A 24,413-nucleotide genomic window follows, 5' to 3' on the forward strand; every position below is an offset into this window, starting at 1 on the left:
CCGTTGTTTTTCAAGGGCGCCGCGCCTAGCGGCAAAACTGAATACGGACATTCTCTTAAACCGTGACTTATCAGGCAGGTTACCCCATGCAGTTCAGCGACTTACTGGCAGCGATCTCCACCCATGCGATCCGTCTGCAAACTGAAGAAGGCGACCTGATCGTCCTGGGCGATGACGAGGCGTTGGATGACGCGCTCTGGGATCAATTGATCGCGCATAAACCCCAGTTGCTGGCCCTGGTCGCCGAGCATGGCGGTGACTGGCTGAGCCCGGCTTATCGCATCACCCCGGACATGCTGGCGCTGGTCAACCTCGACCAGCCGGCCATCGACCGTATCGTCGCGTCCATCCCAGGCGGCGCGGCGAATGTGCAAGATATTTACCCCCTGGCGCCGCTCCAGGAAGGCATGCTTTACCACCATCTTTCTGCCGCGCAGGGCGACCCCTACGTGCTGCACGCGCAGTTTGTGTTCGACAGCCGCGCACGCCTGCAAACCTTTGCCGAGGCGCTGCAATGGGTGATTGACCGCCACGATATCCTGCGCACCTCCATGGTGTGGGAGCGCCTCGACGAGCCGCTGCAAGTGGTGTGGCGCAAGGCGCATCTGGCGTGTGAAGAAGCGCATTTTGATGGCGGCGACCGTCTCGCTCAATTGCTCGCGCGCTACGACGCCCGTGCCTATCGCATGGACCTTGGCCAGGCGCCGCTGCTGCGTCTGGTGTTCGCCGAGGACCCGCCCAACCAGCGCGTGGTGGCGATGCTGTTGTTCCACCACACCATTCTCGATCACACCGCCCTGGATGTGGTGCGCCATGAAATCCAGCTGTACCTGGCCGGTGAGCACGCGCAAGCGGGCACGCCGGTAGCGTTTCGCAGCTACATCGCCCAAGTGCGCCAGGGTGTGAGCGAACAGGCCCATGAGGCGTTCTTTCGCGACATGCTCGCCGATATCGATGAACCGACGCTGCCGTTCGGCCTGCAAGATGTGCAGGGCGATGGTCAGGGCATTGATGAAACGCGCATTCCCGTCGATAGCGCCCTTGGTCGTCGCCTGCGCAGTGTGGCGCGGCCGTTGGGGGTGAGCGTGGCGAGCCTGATGCACCTGGCGTTGGCGCGGGTGTTGGGCGTGGTTTCCGGTCGCGAGGCGGTGGTGTTCGGCACCGTGATGCTCGGGCGCATGGGCGCAGGCGAGGGCGGTGAACGGGCCTTGGGCATGTTCATCAACACCTTGCCGTTGCGGGTTGATGTTGGCGCGCAAAGCGTGCGCACTGCGGTGCAAGTCACCCACGAGCGTCTTACGCGCCTGCTCGATCACGAACATGCGTCCCTGGCACTGGCCCAGCGCTGCAGCGGGGTGGCAGCACCCACACCGTTGTTCAGCGCGATCCTCAACTATCGCCATAGTGCGGCCACCGACATGGCCGCCGTGATCGAGGTTGCCGACGGCATTCGTGTACTGGGCGCCGAGGAGCGCACCAACTACCCGCTGACGGTCAACGTCGATGACCTGGGGCAAGACTTCGCGCTGACGGTGATGGTGGATGCGGCCATTGGTGCACAGCGGGTTGCCGGCTATCTGCACACCGCGCTGCAAAGCCTGGCCGACGCCCTTGAGCAGCGACCGGACAAGCCGCTCTGCGGCCTGAACATCCTGCCCGACGCTGAACGCCACGCCCTGTTGCATACCTTGAACCACAGCCCCACGCACTACGCCGATACCGCGTTGATCCACCAGCAAGTCGAAACCCACGCCGCCGCCCAGCCTGAAGCCATTGCCTTGCGCTTTGAGCAGCAGCGCCTCACCTATCGTCAACTCAACGAACGCGCCAACCAGGTCGCCCATGCACTGCTGGCCCAGGGCGTGGAGCCTGACAGCCGCGTGGCGATCTGCGTGGAGCGCGGCCCGCAGATGATTATCGGCCTGCTCGGTATCCTCAAGGCCGGTGCCGGCTACGTGCCGATAGACCCGGCTTACCCGCAGGAACGCATTGCCTACACCCTGGCCGACAGTCAACCGGTGGTTGTGCTGGTACAGGCCGGCACTCGTCACCGGGTAGGCGAACTGGCGCAGCTTGACCTCGACAGCCTGGGCCAGTTGCCCATCACCGATCCACGGCTGCACCTGAGCCCGGCCAATCTGGCCTATGTAATTTACACCTCTGGTTCCACCGGCCAACCCAAGGGGGTAATGATCGAGCATCGTCAGGTGGCGCGCCTGTTCAGTGCCACTCAACACTGGTTCGGGTTCAACCCGCACGATGTATGGGCACTGTTCCACTCCTTCGCATTCGATTTTTCTGTGTGGGAAATCTGGGGCGCGCTGATGCACGGCGGCCAGTTGCTGATCGTGCCGCAACTGGTCAGCCGCTCGCCGGATGAGTGCTACACGCTGCTCTGCGAAGCCGAAGTGAGCATCCTCAACCAGACGCCGAGCGCGTTCCGCCAATTGATCGCGGCCCAGGGCCACAGCACCCAGGCGCATTCGTTGCGGCAGGTGATCTTTGGCGGTGAGGCCCTTGAACCGGCCATGCTCAAGCCATGGTATGCGCGGGCGGTGAATGCCGGTACGCAGCTGGTAAACATGTACGGTATTACCGAAACCACCGTGCACGTGACCTATCGTGCGCTGGAGGCGGCGGATGCCCAACTGGTGGGCGTCAGCCCGATTGGCGTACGCATCCCCGACTTGCAGCTGTATGTGTTGGATGAACAACACGAGCCGTTGCCATACGGTGTGGTGGGCGAGCTGTACGTGGGCGGCGCCGGGGTGGCGCGCGGTTACCTGAACCGCGAGGCACTCAACGCCGAACGCTTCCTCGCGGACCCGGCCACCGGCCTGCGCATGTACAAGACCGGTGACCTCGGCCGCCTGCTGGCCGACGGCAGTGTCGAGTACCTGGGGCGTAACGATGACCAGGTCAAGATTCGCGGTTTCCGTATCGAGCTGGGCGAAATCCAGGCACACCTGGCAACCGCCCACGGCGTGCGCGATGCGGTGGTGATCGCCCGTGAGGATGAGCCGGGTGACAAACGCCTTGTGGCCTATGTGATCACCGAGGGTGAGCCCAGCGTTGCCGCCTTGCGCGATCACTTGCTACAGAGCCTTGCCGAACATATGGTGCCCAGCGCCTTCGTGCGCCTGGAGGCGTTCCCCCTGACCACCAACGGCAAGCTCGACCGCAAAGCCTTGCCCGCACCCGATGCCGAGGCGTTGGCCCGGCGCAGTTATGCCGCGCCCCAAGGTGCGGTGGAAAACGCCATTGCGATGATCTGGCAGGACCTGCTCAAGCTCGACCGGGTGGGGCGTGATGACAACTTCTTCGAGTTGGGTGGGCATTCGCTGCTGGCGGTCAAGCTGATCGAACGCATGCGCCAGGTAGAGCTGAGTGCCGATGTACGCGTGCTGTTCGGCCAGCCGACCCTGGCAGCCCTCGCAGCGGCGGTGGGCGGGCACCATGAGGTGCAGGTCCCGGCCAATCTGATTCAGGAACACAGTGAGCACATCACGCCGGACATGCTGCCCTTGGTCGAGCTGGACCAGGCCGCCATCGATCACATCCTCCAGGCCGTGCCCGGTGGCGTGGCCAACGTGCAGGATATCTACGCTCTCGCGCCTTTGCAGGCCGGTATTCTCTACCACCACCTGGCAACCAGCGAGGGCGACCCCTACGTGTTGCAGGTGCAGTTGCGCTTTAACGACCAGGGCGCGGTGGATGGCTTTATTCAGGCGCTGCACAGTGTCATCGAACGCAACGATATCCTGCGCACTGCGGTTCTCTGGGAGGGCCTGGAGGAACCGGTGCAAGTGGTGTTGCGCCAGGCGCCGCTGGCCGTTGAGCGCTTGGACACCCAGGGCACCGATGCCTTGGCGCAGTTGCAACAGCGTTTCGACCCTCGCCACTACCGCCTGGATCTGTCTCGCGCTTCGCTGATGCGCCTGGCCTACGCTGAAGAGGCGGACGGCTTGGTCGGCATCCTGCTGCTGCACCATATCCTGCTCGATCACACGGCGCTGCAAGTGCTGGTCGAAGAAATGAGCGCCAGCCTGCACGGCAACCGCGTGCAACTGCCTGATGCGGTGCAGTACCGCAACTACGTGGCCCAGGCGCGGCTGGGCCTGAGCCAGGCGCAGCACGAGGCCTTCTTCAGCCAGATGCTCGGCGATATCGACGAGCCCACCCTGGCCTTCGGCTTGCAGGATGTGAACGGCGACGGCAGCGGCATCCATGAGGCCCATCTGCCGCTGGAACCGGCCCTCAGCCTGGCCCTGCGCGAACAGGCGCGGCAACTGGGCGTCAGCACGGCGAGCCTGGTGCATCTGGCATGGGCCCAGGTGCTGGGCCAGGTGTCGGGCCAGCAGGACGTGGTGTTCGGGACGGTCTTGCTGGGGCGTATGCAGGGCGGCGAGGGCGCCGACCGCGCGCTGGGGATGTTCATCAATACCTTGCCGCTGCGGGTCAGCCTTGGCAGCGTCGGCGTGCAAGCCGGCGTGCGCGCCACCCATGCGCGCCTGGCGCAGTTGCTCGCGCATGAACATGCAGCGCTGTCCCTGGCCCAGCGCTGCAGCGGCGTGCCGGGTTCGTTGCCGTTGTTCAGCACCTTGCTCAACTACCGGCACAGCGCACCCGATGAAGCGCCGGGGGACAACCCCTTTGCCGCGTTCGGTATCCAGATCCTCAGCTCCGAAGAGCGCAGCAACTACCCGCTGGTACTCAACGTCGATGACCTGGGCACGGGGTTGGCCCTGACGGTGCAAGGTGTCGCCCATCTGGATGTGCAACGTGTGGGTGAGTACATGCTCACCGCGTTGCGCCATGTGGTGAGCGCGCTGCAACACGCGCCCACCACCGCCCTGCACAAGGTGTCGATTGTGCCGCCCGCCGAGCGGCGCTTATTGCTTGAAGACTTCAATGCCAGCGCCCGGGAATACCCGTCGCAGCTCACCGTAGCTCAACTGTTCGAAGCCCAGGCACTGGCCCGGCCTGAAGCCGTGGCGGTGGTGCATGGCCCGCTGTCGCTGAGCTACCGTGACCTCAATCGCCGCGCCAATCGCCTGGCCCATCATTTGATTGGCCGTGGCGTGCGGCCAGGTGAAGCGGTGGCCCTGGCGCTGCCGCGCTCCATCGACCTGGTCGTCAGCCAGTTGGCGGTGCTCAAGTGTGCGGCGGTGTACGTACCGCTGGATGTCAACGCGCCGCTCGAACGTCGAACCTTCATGGTGCAGGACAGCGGCGCCCGCCAGGTGCTGGACAACCTTGCCGAACTGGACCTGGCCGACCTGCCGGCGGACAACCCGGGGCTGGCCCGGTCTGCGCAGGACGTGGCGTACATCATGTACACCTCCGGCTCCACCGGCCAGCCCAAGGGCGTGCTGGTGCCCCATCGCGGTATCACGCGCCTGGTCATCAATAATGGCTATGCCGACTTCAACGCCAGCGACCGCGTGGCCTTCGCCTCCAACCCGGCGTTCGATGCGAGCACCATGGATGTGTGGGGCGCATTGCTCAACGGCGGGCAAGTGCAGGTGATCGACCATGCCACCTTGCTCGACCCGTTGGCGTTCGGCGCCGAGCTTAAGGGCGCGACGGTGTTGTTCGTGACCACCGCACTGTTCAACCAGTACGTGCAATTGATCCCCGAGGCGTTGGCCGGTTTGCGCATCCTGCTGTGCGGCGGTGAGCGTGCTGACCCGGCGGCATTTCGCAGCCTGTTGGCGCGTGCACCGACGCTGCGCCTGGTGCATTGCTACGGGCCGACCGAAACCACCACCTACGCCACCACCCACGAAGTGCGCGAGGTCGGTACGGATACCGACAGCGTGCCGGTGGGGCGGCCCATTTCCAATACACAGATCTATGTGCTCGATGCACAGATGCAACCGGTGCCGCTGGGCATCACCGGTGAAATCTGCATCGGCGGCGATGGCGTCGCCCTGGGCTATTTGAATCGCCCCGAGCTGACGGCTGAAAAGTTTGTGCAGGACCCCTTCAACCCGGGCGCCTTGCTGTACCGCACCGGCGACCTCGGGCGCTGGACGCAAGACGGCTTGCTCGAATGCCTGGGTCGCAACGACGACCAGGTGAAAATCCGTGGCTTTCGTATCGAGCTGGGTGAGATCGAGGCGCGCCTGGCCAGTTGCCCGGGCATCCAGGACGTCGCCGTGTTGGCCAGGGAAGATATGCCAGGTGAAAAGCGCCTGGTCGCCTACTTCACCTGGGCCGGGGCAGACCTGGGCATTGAGCTGGTCCACGCCTACCTGCAAGGGCAGTTGCCGGACTATATGCTGCCGTCGGCCTATATGCCGCTGGCCAGTCTGCCCCTGACCAACAATGGCAAGCTCGACCGCAAAGCCTTGCCGGCACCGGACCCGTCGGCCTTGCTCAGTCGTGGCTACGAAGCCCCGCAAGGCGAGGTGGAAACCCTACTGGCGCAGATCTGGCAAGACGTGCTCAAGCTCGAACGCGTCGGGCGTCACGATCATTTCTTCGAGTTGGGCGGGCATTCGCTGCTGGCGGTGAGCTTGATCGAACGTATGCGCCAAGTGGGCCTCAGTGCCGATGTGCGGGTGCTGTTCAACCAGCCGAGCCTGGCAGCGTTGGCGGCGGCGGTGGGCAGTGGTCGCGAAATCGTGGTGCCGGCCAATGGTATCCCGGCCGGTTGCACACAGATCACACCGTCCATGCTGAGCCTGGTGCAGCTCACTCCGGATGCCATCGAGCGTATCGTCGCCAGCGTGCCGGGTGGCGCGGAGAATGTGCAGGACATCTACCCGCTGGCGCCGTTGCAGGAAGGCATTCTCTACCACCACCTCAGCGCCGAACAGGGCGACCCGTACCTGCTGCAATCGCGCATGGCGTTCGACAATCTCGACCGCTTGCACGGGTTCATGGCGGCGCTGCAACAGGTGGTTGCCCGCCACGATATCCTGCGCACGGGCGTAGTCTGGGAGGGCCTGGACAGCCCGGTGCAAGTGGTGTGGCGCAAGGCGCAACTGGGGGTGCAGGAGGTTCATCTGGACCCGGCCGACGGCGGCATCATCGAACAACTGCACGCTCGCTTCGATGCCCGGCACTATCGGCTGGACATCACCCAGGCGCCGTTGCTGCGCATGGTCTATGCCCAGGACCCGACGCACAACCGTGTTGCGGCGATCCTGCTGTTTCACCACCTGGCGCTGGACCACACAGCCATGGAGGTGGTCGGCCAGGAAATGCGCGCCTTCATGTTCAACCAGGCCCAGGACTTGCCCGCTGCCGCGCCATTTCGCAACTATGTGGCCCAGGCGCGCCTGGGCGTCAGTGTGGCCGAGCATGAGCAGTTCTTTCGCGACATGCTCGCCGATGTGGATGAACCAACCTTGCCGTTTGGTTTGCAGGATGTGCAGGGCGATGGCCGTGCCATCGAGGAGGCCGGGCTGCCATTGGACGCCGCGCTGGCGCAGCGGGTCCGCCAGCAGGCGCGACAGTTGGGTGTGAGCGCCGCGAGCCTGATGCACCTGGCCTGGGCCCAGGTCGTGGGGCTGGTGTCGGGCCGCGATGACGTGGTGTTCGGCACGGTGCTGATGGGCCGTATGCAAGCCGGTGAGGGTGCAGACCGCGCGCTGGGGATGTTTATCAACACCCTGCCGCTGCGGGTTGATGTTGCCGCCGGGGCGTCAGCGGCGGTCAAGGCCACCCATGCACGCCTGAGCGCCGTGCTCGGGCATGAACATGCCTCGCTGGCCCTGGCTCAGCGTTGCAGCGGTGTGCCGACCAGCACGCCATTGTTCAGTGCCTTGCTCAATTACCGTCACAGCAACCCCGCCGAGATGGCCCGCGACGGCCACGGCATCTGGGAGGGCGTGCAGCTGCTGGGCGGTGAGGAGCGCAGTAATTACCCATTGACCCTGAGCGTGGATGACCTGGGCGACGGCTTCGGGCTGAGCGTGCTGGCGGTGCCACAGATCGGTGCGCAACGCCTGTGCGACTACATGCACAACGCTGTGGCGCAGTTGCTCACAGCCTTGGAGTGCACGCCGGACACGGCACTCAATCGTTTGCCGATCCTGCCCGCGGCGGAGTGTGAAACCCTGCTGCGCGAATTCAATGCCACGGCCCAGGATTTCCCCCGTGGCCACACCGTGCACGGCGCATTTGAGGTACAGGCTGAGCGCCAACCCCACGCCATTGCCGTGCAGCAGGGCGGCGAGGCGCTGACCTATCAGCAGCTCAATCAGCGTGCCAACCAACTGGCCCATCACCTGTTGGCCCTCGGCGTGCAACCGGATGACCGCGTGGCGCTGTGCTGCCGTCGTGGCCCGCAGATGCTGGTGGGGCTATTGGGCATTCTCAAGGCCGGCGCCGGCTATGTGCCGATTGACCCGGCGTATCCCGCCGAACGCATCGCTTATTTGTTGCAGGACAGCGCCCCGGTGGCAGTACTCGCTGAGGCCAGTACCCGTGACCTGCTGGACACGATCATGCTGGTCGACTTGCATGACCCCGACTGGCAGCACCTGCCTGTCAACAATCCACAGCTGCCCGCACTGACGCCTGCGCACCTGGCCTACGTCATCTACACCTCAGGCTCCACCGGCCAGCCCAAAGGCGTGATGGTGGAACACCACAACGTGGAGAACCTGGTGCATTGGCACTCTGAAGCCTTTGGCCTGGCCGCTGCGAGTCACACCAGCAGCGTGGCCGGGTTTGGTTTTGACGCGATGGCCTGGGAAGTCTGGCCGGCCTTGTGCGTCGGTGCGACCCTGCACCTGCCGCCCGCCGAAGTGGGCAATGAAAACATCGATGAATTGCTGGCCTGGTGGAGGGCGCAGCCGCTGGACGTGAGCTTTTTGCCCACGCCGGTAGCCGAGTACGCGTTCAGCCAACACCTGCAACACCCCACCTTGCGCATCCTGCTGATTGGCGGCGATCGCCTGCGCCAGTTCACTCAGGAACGGCGCTTTGCCGTGATCAACAACTATGGCCCCACCGAGGCCACGGTGGTTGCCACCTCCGGTCGCGTGCGGGCCGGGCAGGCGTTGCATATTGGTCGACCCATCGCCAATGCCGGCAGCTATGTGCTGGATGCGCAGTTGCGCCCGGTACCGGTCGGTGTGGCCGGTGAGCTGTATGTAGGCGGCAGCGGTGTGGCACGGGGTTACTTGAATCGCCCGGACTTGACTGCCGAACGCTTCCTGCAAAACCCGTTCAGCCCGGGGCGCATGTACCGCACCGGCGACCTGGTGCGCTGGTTGCCCGACGGCAATCTGGAGTATCTGGGCCGCAACGATGACCAGGTCAAACTGCGTGGTGTGCGGGTTGAGCTGGGCGAAATCGAAAGCCGCCTGGCCGCGCTGGACGGCATTCGCGAAGCGGTGGTGCTGGTGCGCGAAGGTCGGCTGCTGGCCTGGTTCACCGAGCAACGCGCACTCTCCATTGAGACCTTGCGCGCGCAATTGCAGGCCCAGCTTCCCGATGCGCTGGTGCCGGTCGCCTACATGCGCCTCGATGTGTTGCCCCTGACCGCCAACGGTAAGCTGGACCGAAAGGCACTGCCCGATCCCGATCAGGCCGCCGTGCTCAGCCGCGAGTACCAGGCCCCCCAGGGCGAGGTCGAAACCACCCTGGCGCGTATCTGGGCCGAGGTACTGCAAGTGGAACAGGTGGGCCGTCATGACCATTTCTTCGAACTGGGCGGCCATTCATTGCTGGCCGTCAGCCTGATCGAGCGTATGCGCCAGGTTGGCCTCAGCGCCGATGTGCGCGTGCTGTTCAGTCAGCCAACCCTGGCCGCGCTGGCCGCTGCTGTTGGCAGTGGTCGCGAGGTGCAAGTGCCGGCCAACCGGATCAGTGCCGAGTGCCAACGTATCACCCCCGACATGCTGGCGCTGGTGACCCTCGACCAGTGTGCGATTGATCAGGTAGTCGCCCAGGTGCCAGGCGGCGCTGCCAACGTGCAGGACATCTACCCGCTGGCGCCGCTGCAGGAAGGCATTTTCTACCACTACCTCACGGCCGCGCAGGGCGACCCGTACCTGCTGCAATCGCACCTGGCGTTTGACAGTGTCGAGCGTCTGCAAGCCTTCGCGCAGGCGCTGCAACAGGTGATCGACCGCCATGACATTCTGCGCACCGGGGTGGTGTGGGAGGGGCTGGCGCAACCGTTGCAAGTGGTGTGGCGCAAGGCGGCGTTGAGCGTTCAGGAGCTGCATTTGCACGGCGACGTGCTTGCCGGCCTGCATGAGCGTTTAGACCCGCGCCACTACCGCGTCCCGATGTCCAAGGCACCGCTGGTGCGTCTGGTATTCAGCCATGATCCAAGTCGGCAGCGGGTGGTCGCGATTCTGCTTTTCCATCACATCGCTCTTGATCACACTGCGCTTGAGCGAGTGCGGCAAGAGATGCAAGCCAGTTTGCTGGGGCAGGAACAGGATGCTGATGAACCTATTCCTTACCGCAACTACGTGGCGCAGGCTCGTTTGGGGCTCAGCGAGCAGGAACACGAAGCGTTCTTCGCCAACATGCTGCGTGACGTCAATGAGCCAACCCTGCCGTTCGGTCTCCAGGATGTGCAGGGAGACGGCAGCGCTATTGAAGAGCACCAGCAGTTTCTGGAGCCGTCCTTGAGCCTGCGTCTGAGGGCTCAGGCACGACTATCAGGTGTGAGTGCCGCCAGTCTGTTTCACCTGGCGTGGGCTCAGGTGTTGGCCTGCACCGCCAACCAGCCCAGTGTGGTGTTCGGTACGGTCCTGATGGGGCGTATGCAGGGCGGAAAAGGTAGTGACCGTGCGTTAGGTATGTTCATCAATACGTTGCCTCTGCGTGTGGAGATTGATGATATCGGCGTGCGTGCGGCGCTTGTGCAAACCCATGAACGCCTGACGGCACTGCTCGGTCACGAACACGCGTCACTGGCCTTGGCGCAGCGTTGCAGTGGTGTCGCCGCACCGCTGCCATTGTTCAGCGCGATGCTCAATTATCGCCACAGTGACAGTCAGCAGGCATCCGCATCACAAGCGTGGCAAGGCATCCAGACCCTTAGCAGCGAGGAGCGTACCAACTACCCGTTGACCCTGAACGTGGACGATCAGCGCGATGGTTTCCGCTTGACTGTCATGACCGCGGCGCACATCGGCGCAGAGCGTGTCTGCGGTTATATGCAAACGGCGTTGCATGGGTTGGTCGAAGCGTTGGAGCAATCGCCCCATCTGGCGGTCAACCGTGTATCTGTAGTGGGTAAGCAGGAGCGCGAGCAACTGTTGAATGGCTTCAATGCGACAGTAGTCGATTACAACCTTGACCAGACACTGCATTCAATGTTCGAGGCCCAAGTTGCGAGCACACCGGATTGCGTGGCGGTGAAATCGGGCGAGCAACAACTGACCTACCAACAGCTCAACGAGCACGCCAACCGCCTGGCCCATCACCTGCGTGAAAGGGGCGTGCAGCCGGACTCACGGGTAGGCATTTGCCTGGAGCGTGGCCTGGACATGGTGATCGGCCTGTTCGCCATCCTCAAGGCCGGTGGCGGTTATGTGCCGCTGGACCCGGCCTACCCGCAAGAACGCATCGCCTACATGCTGCAAGACAGCGCGCCGGTGGTGGTGCTGGCGCAAGCCTCCACTCGTGCCTTGCTGGGCGACGTGGCCGTGATCGACGTCGGCCACAGCACTTGGCACCAGCAGCCTTGCGTCAACCCGCAGGTCGCGGACCTCACTGCCCGGCACACGGCCTACGTGATCTACACCTCCGGTTCCACTGGCCAGCCCAAGGGCGTGATCAATGAACACGCCGGGGTGGTCAACCGCCTGTTGTGGATGCAGGACGCCTATGGCCTCAAGGTCCATGACGCGGTCTTGCAGAAAACCCCGTTCAGCTTCGACGTGTCGGTGTGGGAGTTCTTCTGGCCGCTGTTTACCGGCGCACGCCTGGTGATGGCGCGCCCGGGTGGGCACAAAGACCCTGCGTACCTGTGCGAAGTAATCGAGGCAGAAAACATCACCACCCTGCACTTTGTGCCGTCGATGCTTGACGTGTTCCTGGCCCATGGTGATGTGAGCCAGGCGGCCGGGTTGGTGCGCGTGATGTGCAGCGGCGAGGCGCTGCCGGGCAGCCTGGTGCGTCGGTTCAAGCAGCAGTTGCCAGGCATTGGTTTGTACAACCTGTATGGCCCCACGGAAGCGGCGGTGGACGTGACGGCCTGGAACTGCGCCCGCCCGGACGTGCCGGACAACACCCCCATCGGCAAGCCGATTGCCAACACGCGCATGTACGTGCTGGACGGGCAGTTGCAGCCGGTGCCTCTGGGGGTGGTCGGTGAGCTGTTCATCGCTGGCGTGCAAGTGGCGCGGGGTTATCTGAACCGTGCGCAGCTGACCGCCGAGCGCTTCCTCGATGACCCGTTTGCGCCTGGCCGGATGTACCGCACCGGTGACCTGGGCCGCTACTTGCCGGACGGCAATATCGAATACCTGGGGCGCAACGATGACCAGGTGAAAATCCGTGGCCTGCGCATCGAGCTGGGGGAAATCCAGGCGCGGCTGATCGAGCATCCGGCGGTCAACGACGCGGTGGTGGTGGTTCGTGATGAGCGCCTGGTCGCCTATTACACTGGCCTGCCAAGCGACATCGACGGCCTGCGCGCCCAGCTGTTGCAGCACCTGCCGGACTTTATGGTGCCCGCGCTGTTCGTGCACCTGCCCGTCATGCCCCTGAGCCCCAACGGCAAGCTCGACCGCAAAGCGTTACCCGCACCGGGTATGGACGCACTGACGGTGCGTGAGTACGAAGCACCCCAAGGCGATACCGAAATCCTGCTGGCCCAGTTGTGGTCCGAGCTGCTCAAGGTGGATCGGGTAGGCCGGCATGACAATTTCTTTGAACTGGGCGGGCACTCGCTGCTCGCTGTGAGCTTGATCGGACGCCTGCGCCAGGAAGGCATGGAAGCCGATGTGCGGGCGTTGTTCGAACAACCGACCCTGGCCGGCTACGCCGCAATGACCGAACGAATGGAGATCGTCCTGTGAACATCCTCGAGCTGCTGGCAACCCTGAAAACCAAGGACGTGCAACTGGCGCTCAAGGGCGAACAGTTGTCGGTGAACGGCAACCGGCAAGCCTTGAGCGACCCGGCAATATTGGCCGCCTTGCGCGAGCACAAACCGGCGCTGATCGAGCTGATCAAGGCCGGTGAGTACTCGGCTGCCAAGGTTGGTGAAGTGGCCGTACCGGCCAATGGCATTCCCGCCAACGCCGAGCGCATCACCCCCGACATGCTGACCCTCTCGACCCTGAGCCAGGACGAGATCGAGCGCATCATCGCCACCGTGCAGGGCGGTGTGGCGAATATCCAGGACATCTATCCGTTGGCGCCATTGCAGGAAGGCATTCTGTTTCACCATGCCAGCGCCGAGCAGGGCGACCCCTACGTGATGCAGTCGCAGTTCGCGTTTGACAGCCTGGAGCGCTTCGAGGCGTTTGCCCAGGCGCTGCAAAGCGTGATGGACCGCCACGACATTTTACGCACCGGGGTGGTCTGGGATGGCCTGGCGCAACCTTCGCAAGTGGTGTGGCGTCAGGCGCGCCTGCCGGTGCAAGCCTTGATGCTCGACCCGGCCGACGGCGATATCGCCGCACAGCTGCATGACCTATTCAATGCCCGTCATTATCGCCTCGACGTGACCCAGGCACCGTTGTTGCGCCTGGTACATGCTGAAGACCGGACCCACCAGCGCATCGTCGCTACCTTGCTGTTCCACCATATGGCGATGGACCACAGCGCTCTGGAAGTGGTACGCCACGAGATGCAGGCGTTTTTGCACGGTCACGCCGCTCAGTTGGGCCTTGCCGTGCCGTTTCGCGACTATGTCGCCCAAGCGCGCCTGGGTGTTACCGAGCAAGAACATAAAGCATTTTTCCAACAGATGCTCGGTGATGTGGTTGAACCGACCTTGCCCTTTGGTTTACAGGATGTACAGGGCGACGGCAGGGGGATCGCTGAACTCGACTGGCCTTTAGCGAACTCCCTCAGCCAACGCTTGCGCGCACAGGCTCGTGTGCTGGGCGTGAGCGTTGCCAGTCTGTTCCACTTGGGGTGGGCCCAAGTGCTGGGCAGGGTGGCAGGCAAGTCCCAGGTGGTGTTCGGTACGGTATTGATGGGACGTATGCACGGCGGGCATGCGACGGATCGCGCCCTGGGTATCTTCATCAATACGCTACCGTTTCGCGTCGACATTGGCAGTGAGGATCTGCGCAGCGCTGTCAAGGCCACTCACATGCGCTTGACTAGCCTGCTGCGGCATGAATATGCGCCATTGGCTCTGGCTCAGCATTGCAGTGGCGTCATTGCGCCGTTGCCGCTATTCAGTGCGTTACTCAACTATCGTCACAGTGGCACCGGTACTCGCAGCGAGGCGATTGCGGCCTGGCAAGGTATCGAAACGCTGCGTTCCGAGGAGCGTACTAACTATCCGCTCACACTCAGTGTGGACGATCTGGGCGACGATTTTATCCTGCGTTTGTTGGCCAGCACCCAGGTCGACCCCCACCGCGTCTGCGCCTACTTGCACACCGCGCTGGAAAACCTGGTTACCGCGCTGGAGCAGGCGCCGCACACTGCGCTTGACCAACTTTCGGTAGTGCCCGCCGCCGAACAGCGCCTGCTGTTGCAACAGTTCAACGCCACCCAGACCGTGTTCCCGCAAGGCACCACCTTGCACGGGCGTATCGAAGCCCAGGCTGCGCTCACGCCGGACGCCATCGCCGCCGTGCACGAAGGGCGGCAACTGACCTACGCCGAACTCAACCAGCAAGCCAACCTGCTGGCCCATCATCTGCTGGCGCTGGGGGTTCGGCCCGATGATCGCGTGGCCATTGTGGCGCGGCGCGGGCTCGACACCTTGGCCGGGCTGCTGGCGATCCTCAAGGCGGGTGCCGGTTATGTGCCGGTAGACCCGTCCCACCCGGCCGAGCGTTTGAGCTACTTGCTCAGCGACAGCGCCCCGGTGGCGGTGCTCACCCAACACGCGTTGCTGGCTCGTTTGCCCGAGCTCGAGGTGCCGGTGATCAACCTCGATCGATTCACCTGGCAGCATCACTCGGCGAGCAACCCCAAGGTCGCCGTCGGCCCGACGAACCTCGCGTATGTGATCTACACCTCGGGTTCTACCGGCTTGCCCAAAGGTGTGATGGTGGAGCACCACACCGTCGCCAACCTGGTGGACTGGCATTGCAGCGCTTTTGACCTGCGCGCCGGGCGGCATACCGCCAGTGTCGCCGGTTTCGGCTTTGATGCGATGGCCTGGGAGGTCTGGCCGGCGCTGTGTGTGGGCGCCACCCTGCACCTGCCGCCGGCCCATGACGGTGCTGAAGATATCGACGCGCTGCTGGCCTGGTGGTGCGCACAGCCTTTGGACGTAAGCTTCCTGCCCACGCCGGTGGCCGAGTACGCGTTCAGCCAGACTATCGAGCACCCGACCTTGCGCACCCTGCTGGTCGGCGGCGATCGCCTGCGCCAGTTCGGCCGGGCGCAGCGCTTTGAATTGATCAACAACTATGGTCCCACCGAAGCCACGGTGGTCGCCACGTCGGGCAAGGTCGAGGCGGGCCAGCCGTTGCATATCGGCAAGCCCATCGCCAATGTCACCGTCTACGTGCTCGATGAACATCAACGCCCGGTGCCACTGGGGGTGGCGGGGGAGTTGTACGTAGGCGGCAAGGGCGTGGCGCGAGGTTACTTGAACCGCCCGGAACTGACCGCCGAGCGCTTCCTGCGCGACCCATTCAACCCCGGGCGCATGTACCGCACCGGCGACCTGGTGCGCTGGTTGCCCGATGGCACGCTCGACTACCTGGGGCGCAACGATGACCAGGTCAAAATCCGTGGCGTGCGCATCGAACTGGGCGAAATCGAAACCCGGCTCAACCAATTGCCTGGCATCCTGGAAGCGGTGGTGCTGGTGCGTGAAGAGCGCCTGGTGGCCTACTTCACCGAAAACCCGCAACTTGACGCGCTGACGGTAGGCGAAATCCGCGCTCACCTGGTGGCGCAGTTGCCGGACTACATGGTCCCGGTCGCCTTCATGAAGCTCGACGCGCTGCCGCTGACCACCAATGGCAAGCTCGACCGCAAGGCTTTGCCAGTGCCGGACATGGCCGCAGTGTTTACCCGCGAATACGCAGCGCCCCAGGGCGAGATCGAAACCGTGCTGGCGCAGATCTGGGCCGAGGTGTTGCAAGTGGAACGGGTCGGGCGGCGTGACCATTTCTTTGAGTTGGGCGGGCACTCGCTGCTGGCGATGCGCATGGTCTCCCAGGTCCGCCAGCGGCTGGGGGTCGAGTTGGCGCTGGGCGACCTGTTCGCCAACGCCGAACTGGCAGCGGTCGCCGAACAGGTCGCCCAGGCCGGGCGCAGCACCTTGCCGGATATCCTGCCGGCCAATCGTGATGAAGAGATGCCGCTGTCGTTTGCCCAGCAGCGCCTGTGGTTCCTGGCGTTGATGGAGGGCGCCAACACCGCCTACAACATTCCTATCGGCCTGCGTTTGCGCGGGCAGTTGCATGTGCAGGCACTGCAACGGGCGCTGGCGCGGATCGTGGCGCGGCATGAAACCCTGCGCAGCCGCTTTGCCCAACACGGCGACCAGGCCCAGGTGCTGATCGTGCCGGCCGAGGAGGTGTTACCGCTGCAGGTGCAAGACTTGCGTCGCCACGCGCAACCGCAACAGGCGCTGGACGCGCTGATCCACGGCGAAGCCTCGGCGCCCTTCGACCTGGAGCGTGGCCCGTTGCTGCGCGGCCGCCTGGTGGTGATGGCCGACGATCACCATGTGCTGCTGCTGACCCTGCACCATATCGTCTCCGATGGCTGGTCCATGGGCGTGCTGACCCGTGAACTGATGGCGCTGTACCAAGCCTTCAGCCACGGCCAATCCGACCCACTGCCACCCTTGCCGATCCAGTACGCCGACTTTGCCGTGTGGCAACGCCTGTGGCTGAGCGGTGAAGTGTTGCACCGCCAAAGCACCTATTGGCAGCGGACCCTGGCCGGCGCGCCGGCGTTGCTGACCCTGCCCACCGACCGCCCGCGCCCGGCGCAGCAGGACTACGCCGGCAGCAGCGTCGAAGTGCGCCTGGATGAACGCCTTACTGCCGGGCTCAAGGCCTTGAGCCAGCGCCATGGCACCACCCTCTATATGACCTTGATGAGCGCCTGGGCTTCGTTGCTGGCGCGCTTGTCCGGGCAGCCGGAGCTGGTGATCGGCACGCCGGTGGCCAACCGCACGCGCACCGAGGTGGAAGGGCTGATCGGTTTGTTCGTCAACACCCTGGCGCTGCGCATCGACACCTCGGGCGAGTTGAGCACCGAGGCCCTGCTGGCTCGGGTCAAGGCGCTGACACTGGCGGCCCAGGCCCATCAGGATTTGCCGTTCGAACAGGTGGTGGAAATCACCCGGCCGCCGCGCAGCCTGGCCCATAGCCCGCTGTTCCAGACCCTGCTGAGCTGGCAGGACAGCAGCGCGCCAACCCTGGCGTTGGGCGACCTGGCCCTGGAAGGCATTGTCGAAAACAGCCACTTCGCCAAGTTCGACCTGTCGCTGAACCTGGGGGAAGTGCAGGGCAGTATTCTCGGCGCGCTGGAATATGCCGTGGCGCTGTTCGATGAATCGACGATACGGCGTTACCTCGGCTACTTCACCCGCGTGTTGCAGGCCATGGTCGCTAACGACCAGGCGGTGCTTGCGCATGTGCCGCTGGTGGATGAGCGTGAGCGCAAGCAGTTGCTGGTGGATTTCAACGCTACCACTGTGGACTACCAGCTCGACCAGACCCTGCACGGGATGTTCGAAGCGCAGGTACTGCGCACGCCGCAGGCCGTGGCGGTAAAGGCCGGCGAGCAGCAACTGACCTACGCCGAACTGAACGCTCGCGCCAACCAACTGGCCCACCACCTGCAAGCCCTCGGCGTGCAGCCGCAGGCGCGGGTGGCGATCTGTGTGGAGCGTGGCCTGGACATGGTCATTGGCCTGTACGCGATCCTCAAGGCCGGCGCCGCCTATGTGCCGCTGGACCCGGCGTACCCACTGGAGCGTATCGCCTACATGCTGCACGACAGCGCGCCAGCGGTGGTGCTGGCCCAGGGCAGCACCCTCGGGCTGCTGGGCGAGGTGCCGGTGGTCGATCTGGACCAGCCCACCTGGCAGCACCAGCCCATCACCAACCCAGCGGTGGCCGGGGTGGCCGCCTATGTGATCTACACCTCCGGCTCCACCGGCCAGCCCAAAGGTGTGATCAACGAACACCCCGGGGTGGTCAACCGCCTGCTGTGGATGCAGGACGAATACCGGCTCACGGGAGGCGATACGGTGTTGCAGAAAACCCCGTTCAGTTTCGATGTGTCGGTGTGGGAATTCTTCTGGCCGCTGTCCACCGGAGCACGCCTGGTGATGGCGCGCCCGGATGGGCATAAAGACCCTGAGTACCTGTGCCAGGTGATCGCAGCCGAAGGGGTCACGACCTTGCACTTCGTGCCGTCGATGCTTGATGTCTTCCTCGCCCACGGTGACGTCAGCCAGGCGGGCGGGCTGGTGCGGGTGATGTGCAGCGGCGAAGCCTTGCCGGGCAGCCTGGTACGCCGCTTCAAGCAACAGTTGCCGGGCAGCCAGCTGCATAATCTCTATGGGCCCACCGAAGCGGCGGTGGATGTCACTGCCTGGCACTGCGCAGGCTTTGACGTGCCCGACAACACCCCCATCGGCAAGCCAATCGCCAACACGCGCATGTACGTGCTGGACGGGCAGTTGCAGCCTGTGCCGTTGGGCGTGGTGGGCGAATTGTTTATCGCGGGGGTGCAAGTCGCACGGGGTTACCTCAACCGTGCCGAACTGACCGCCGAGCGTTTCCTCGATGACCCGTTTGCCCCTGGGCGCATGTACCGCACCGGTGACGTCGGGCGCTACTTGCCGGATGGCAACATCGAGTACCTGGGGCGCAATGATGACCAGGTCAAGATCCGTGGCCTGCGCATTGAGCTGGGCGAAATCCAGGCACGCCTGACCGAGCATCCGGCGGTGCAGGAAGCCGCCGTGATTGCCCGCGAGCAGCGCCTGATCGCTTACTACACCGGCGTGCCGAGTGAAATTGAAAGCCTGCGCGCCCATTTGCTGCTGCACCTGCCGGAGTTCATGGTGCCGGCCAGCTTCGTGCACCTGGAGGCGCTGCCGCTGAGCCCCAATGGCAAACTCGACCGCAAGGCATTGCCGGCACCGGGCGTGGAGGCGTTGGTGGTGCGCGAGTACGAGGCGCCGCTGGGCGACACGGAAATCACCTTGGCCGCGCTGTGGGCCGAGTTGCTCAATGTGGAACGCGTGGGCCGGCACGACAACTTCTTCGAACTGGGCGGCCACTCGTTGCTGGCGGTCAGCCTGGTCGGGCGTATGCGCGGCCTGGGCTTGTCGGCGGACGTGAAAGTGCTGTTTGGTCAACCGACCTTGGCTGCCCTGGCGGCAGCTTTGGGCGGCGGGCGTGAAGTGGCGGTGCCGGCCAATGGCATTGCGGCCGATTGTGCGCGCATCACGCCAGACATGCTGGCGCTGGTCAGCCTGGATCAAGCAGCCATCGAGCGCATCGTCACCAGCATCCCCGGCGGTGCGGCGAATGTGCAGGATATCTACCCGCTGGCGCCGTTGCAGGCCGGCATCCTGTATCAGCATCGCGCTGCGCAAGGTGATGACGCCTATGTGTTACAGGCGCAGTTTGCCTTTGACAGTCGCGCACGCCTGGATGCCTTCGCCAGCGCATTGCAGGCGGTGATCCAGCGTCATGACATCCTGCGCTCATCCTTGCATTGGGAGGGCCTGGAAGAACCTGTGCAGGTGGTGTGGCGCCACGCCCGGCTAAGTGTTGAGAGCGGTCCGCTGCCGTCACGCCTGGACCTTGGCCAGGCGCCGCTGATGCGGTTGGTGTACGCCGAGCAATCGCAACTGGTGGTCGCGACGTTGCTGTTTCATCACCTGGTGATGGACCACGTTGCCCTGGATATCCTGCAACACGAGCTGCAGGCGTTTCTGCTGGGCACTCAGGACACGCTGGCCGCGCCCGTGCCGTATCGCAACTACGTGGCCCAGACCCGTTTGGGCGCTGAGGATCACGAGACGTTTTTCCGCGAGATGCTCGGTGAGGTCGACGAACCCACCGAGGTGCCCAATCTGGGGGCCGAGGAAAACGTGCGCGTGGGTCTCGACCTGTCGCTGAGCCGACGCCTGCGCAGCCAGGCCCGCCAGGCGGGGGTCAGTGCGGCCAGCGTGATGCATTTGGCCTGGGCTCACGTACTGGGCAAGGTTTGCGCCCGCGAGCAGGTGGTGTTCGGTACGGTGATGCTCGGCCGCCTGCAAGGCGGCGAAGGCGCCGAGCGGGCCATGGGCGTATTTATCAATACCTTGCCGCTGCGAATCGACCTGGGGGAACACTCAGTGCTGACGGCACTGCGTACCACCCATGGGCGCCTGACTCAGCTGCTCGGTCATGAACATGCGCCCCTGGCGTTGGCCCAGCGTTGCAGTGGTGTGCCGGTGGCGACGCCGTTGTTCAGCGTATTGTTCAACTATCGTCACAGCGCACCCCAGGCCGGTGGCGTGGCCGAGGCGTGGCAGGGGATCGAGTTGTTCAAGGCCGAGGAGCACACGCACTACGGCGTGGCGGTCAGCGTAGATGACCTCGGTGAAGGGTTCAGCCTGACCGTCATGGGGCAGGGCGCCCGGCGCTTGTGCGACTACCTGGAAATCGCGCTGGCGCAGGTGGTGCAGGCCCTGGAAGGTCATCGCGATATCGCCATCAACCGCTTGCCGATTCTGCCGCAGGCCGAACGCCAACGGGTGCTTGAGCACTTCAACGCCACTGCCCGTACATTCGCGCGTGAGCACACGGTGCAGCGCCTGTTCGAAGCCCAGGCCATGGCGCGTCCCGACGCGGTGGCGCTGGTGCACAACGAGCGGCGGGTGAGCTACGGCGAACTCAATACCCGCGCCAACCGCTTGGCCCATCACTTGCTCGGCCTGGGTGTGCGCCCTGGCGATCACCTGGCGATCCTGCTGCCGCGTTCGCTGGAGTTACTGGTCAGCCAATTGGCCATCCTCAAATGCGCCGCCGCGTATGTGCCGTTGGACGTGAATGCACCGGCTGAACGCCAGGGGTTCATGCTGCAAGACTGTGGCGCGGCCTGGTTGCTGACCCGCAGCGATTGCGTCATAGAGAGCGGGGTGCGTCGCCTGGACCTGGACACGCTTGGCCTCGCCCCGCAACCGAGCCACAACCCGGACCTGTCGCAACCCTCGGACAGCGTGGCGTACATCATGTACACCTCCGGCTCCACCGGCCAGCCCAAGGGTGTGCTGGTGCCCCATCGCGGCATCACGCGCCTGGTGCTCAACAACGGCTATGCCGATTTCAATGCCGCCGACCGCGTGGCCTTTGCGTCGAACCCAGCGTTCGATGCAAGCACCATGGACGTGTGGGGGCCACTGCTCAATGGCGGCCAGGTGCAGGTGATTGACCACGCCACCTTGCTCGATCCGAGCGCTTTCGCCCAGGCGTTGCAGGGCGTGACGGTGCTGTTTGTCACCACCGCGCTGTTCAACCAATACGTGCAGTTGATTCCCCAGGCCCTGGCTGGCTTGCGCATCCTTTTGTGCGGCGGGGAGCGCGCCGATCCGGCGGCGTTCCGCACGCTGTTGGCGCAGGCACCCGCGTTGCGCCTGGTGCATTGCTATGGGCCGACCGAAACCACCACTTACGCCACCACCTGCGAAGTGCACACGATTGCCGATGATGCCGACAGCGTGCCGGTGGGGCGGCCGATCTCCAACACCCAAGTGTATGTGCTCGATGCGCAGCAGCAGCCGGTACCGCTGGGTATCATCGGTGAAATCTGCATTGGCGGCGATGGCGTCGCCTTGGGCTATTTGAATCGCCCCGAGCTGACGGCTGAAAAGTTTGTGCAGGACCCGTTCAACCCAGGCGCCTTGCTTTACCGCACGGGCGATCTCGGGCGCTGGACGGCCGACGGCCTGCTGGAGTGCATCGGGCGTAATGACGACCAGGTGAAGATCCGAGGTTTTCGTGTTGAGCTGGGTGAAATCCAGGCGCGACTGGCGACGTTCGCAGGCATCCAAGATGCCGTGGTGCTGGCCCGTGAAGAGGTTCCGGGGGACAAACGCCTGGTGGCCTATTTCACCTGGGCGGGCGAACCCGTTGCTGTCGAGTCGGTGCGGGCTTACCTGCACGCGCACTTGCCCGAGTACATGGTGCCGTCCGCCTACGTCGCGCTGGAGCAATTGCCGTTGACCGCCAACGGCAAGATCGACCGTAACGCCTTGCCGGTGCCTGCCTGGGACGCCTCGACCAGCCGCACGTTCGAAACGCCGGCCGACGCCCTGGAGCAGACGTTGGCGCAACGCTGGGCCGAGGTGTTGAAACTCGAACAGGTGGGGCGGCATGACAGCTTCTTTGAACTGGGCGGGCATTCGCTGTTGGCGATTCGCCTGGTCAACCTGCTGGACGAGGCCGGTTTGCCGGTGTCGTTGGCCGAGCTGTTCCAACATGCCAGCGTGGCCGGCGTCGCGGCGATGCTGCGTCAGCGCGGGGATGATGTACTGCCCGACACCCGCGTAATTACCGTGCGCAGCAGCGGGGCGCAGGCACCGTTGTTTCTGGTGCATGAGTTCAGCGGCATGGACGTGTATTTCCCGGCGCTGGGCCAGCACCTGCCGGGTGATTATCCGATCTACGGCCTGCCGGGGCTGGCGCTGGGCGAGGCCCACCTGAACAGCATGGAAGGCCTGGCGGCGCGCATGGTCGGGCTGATCCGCGAGATTCAGCCCCACGGTCCCTATCGGGTAGCGGGCTGGTCTTTTGGTGGGGTGCTGGCCTACGAAATCGCCATGCAACTGCTGGGGCTGGATGAAAGCGTGGCCTTCCTCGGTTTGATCGACAGCTATGTGCCGCGCCTGACTGACCAGGGCAAAGCACGCTGGAGCGGGCCGGATGCATTCAAGCGGCACCTGTTGCTGCAATGCACGGCTTATTGGAAAGCGCAGGGAGGTGTAAATGAGCTGGCAAGCCTTGAACAGCTGGAGGCGCGGATTGGACAGCTGGACTTTGCGAATCTGCTGCAACGCTGTCGCGATCAAGGTTTGCTATACGCGCAAATGGCGGCGGCGTCGGACGCGGACCTGTTGAGTTTTCTTCAGCGCGAAGTCGGGCACGGGCACGCCCTGGCCCACTACAGCCTGTTCCCGCTGCCGATTCCGGTGCACTTGTTCAGCGCCGAGCAGCGCCCCACCGAACTGTCGCAACGCAGTATGGCGTTGGGCTGGGACACGGCTTTGGCGCCCGGGCAACTGCGCCAGGTGCAAGTGCCTGGGGATCACCAGAGCATGATGCAGGCGCCGCATATCCAGGGCCTGGGCCGGGCGATGACCGAGGCGCTGGCGACGAGTACGCCGGTGAGTTGCGCGGCCCATCAGCCGTTGTTGCGCATCCAGACTGGGCGCGCCGGCTATGCCCCGGTGTTCTGCGTGCCGGGAGCAGGTGACAGCGTGACCGGTTTCGTGGGCTTGAGCGACGCGCTGGGACGTGATTGGCCGCTGTATGGCCTGCAGCCCCGTGGGTTGGATGGCGAGGCGGTGCCCCATAGCCAGGTGGAAGCGGCGGCGCGGTGTTATCTCACGGCGTTGGAGCAGGAGTGCCCGGACGGGCCGGTGCATCTGGTCGGGCATTCGTTTGGCGGCTGGGTCGCGCTGGAAATGGCCCTGCGCTTGCAGGCGATGGGGCGCGAGGTGGGCTCTTTGACAGTGATCGACAGTGAGGCGCCGGGGCGTGATGGCAAGCCCTATACCTCGACGGCGGCGCTGTTGCGGTTGATCGAGGCGATGCAGTTGGCGGCCGGGAAGTCGCTGGGGATTGATCCGGTGGACTTCGCCGGGCGCGATGAGGTGGCGCAGCGACAGTGGCTGCATACGGGGATGGTCGGTGTCGGGTTGCTGCCGGCGCGTGCTGCCGTGGATGCAATGGATGGGCCTGCGCGTACTTATGCGGCGGCGTTGCGCACGGTTTATCGGCCGCAGGCGCGGTATGACGGGGTGGTGCGCCTGGTGCTGGCGCAGGATCCGGCCTTGGATGCGGCGGGGAACCAGCGTGAGCAGGGGTTGATGGTTGAGGGGTGGCGGGGGCAGGGGACTGGGTTGGAGGTTTGGTATGGCGGGGGTAATCACTTCACCTTGCTCAAGGTGCCGAATGTTTCGGGTTTGGCCAAGTGGTGGGTGGAAGGGGTTGGGGTTGGGGAGGTGGTGTCTTGAAGGCTGCACATCGATCCAAATGTGGGAGGGAGCAAGCCCCCTCCCACATTTTTAAGCTGTGCAAGTCAATGAAACCTCACTCTGC

Annotated in this window: 2 protein-coding genes; both read left to right on the top strand. The window is 64.3% G+C overall.

The features are described from left to right. Window positions 1–86: 86 nt before the first annotated feature. Complete coding sequence (locus JH25_RS01325) at window positions 87–13,004, top strand: non-ribosomal peptide synthetase (RefSeq protein WP_032880738.1); 12,918 nt, start codon at window positions 87–89, stop codon at window positions 13,002–13,004. Then, the gene (locus JH25_RS01320; protein WP_032880739.1) at window positions 13,001–24,328 is read left to right on the top strand and encodes a non-ribosomal peptide synthetase; all 11,328 of its coding nucleotides are present in this window, start codon (window positions 13,001–13,003) and stop codon (window positions 24,326–24,328) included. Before JH25_RS01325 ends, JH25_RS01320 begins: the two co-directional genes overlap by 4 nt. Window positions 24,329–24,413: the final 85 nt, after the last annotated feature.

The sequence above is a fragment of the Pseudomonas sp. BRG-100 genome, from assembly GCF_000737955.1.
Lineage (GTDB): Bacteria > Pseudomonadota > Gammaproteobacteria > Pseudomonadales > Pseudomonadaceae > Aquipseudomonas > Aquipseudomonas synxantha_A.

Excerpts from the sequence above, each read along its gene's own strand:
- JH25_RS01325 (WP_032880738.1), top strand. The coding sequence starts at position 87 with ATGCAGTTCAGCGACTTACTGGCAGCGATCTCCACCCATGCGATCCGT.